We start from the raw sequence: 424 nt of genomic DNA on the forward strand, positions 1-424 counted from the left end.
CTGCAGATGGCTGTCCAGATAGCGGCGATTGTGCAGCCCGGTCAGACCGTCGGTCACCGCCATTTCGATTGTCTGGGTGACGCTGGCCCGTAGCTGGTCGTTGTAGCGCTTACGGCGCACCTGCGTGCGCAGCCGTGCCGTCAGTTCCTGCTGGTCGATCGGCCGCATGAGATAGTCGTTGATGCCGAGTTCCAGGCCGCGAATGATGCGTTCCTCCTCGCCCTCCTCCGCCAGCAGGATAATCGGCACGAAGCGGGTGCGATCGAGCGAGCGCAACTGCGAACAGAGCCTCAGCGGATCGAAATCGGCGAACGCGGTCGAGATCATCACGCATTCATAGGATGTCTCGGCGGCCTGGAAGAAACCGGCATGCGGATCATGTGTGACGTCGAGGTCGGCCCGATCACGCAGCATCTTCTGGATG

The 424-nt window shown here is 61.8% G+C and carries 1 protein-coding gene; it reads right to left on the reverse strand.

Going from position 1 to position 424, the window contains the following annotated elements:
* Window positions 1-424, reverse strand: a 424-nt coding sequence (locus EN969_RS34990) for a response regulator (RefSeq protein WP_127419988.1), incomplete at both ends; no start/stop codon positions are given.

Source organism: Mesorhizobium sp. M7A.F.Ca.CA.003.01.2.1 (genome assembly GCF_003998945.1).
Taxonomy (GTDB): Bacteria; Pseudomonadota; Alphaproteobacteria; order Rhizobiales; family Rhizobiaceae; genus Mesorhizobium; species Mesorhizobium ciceri.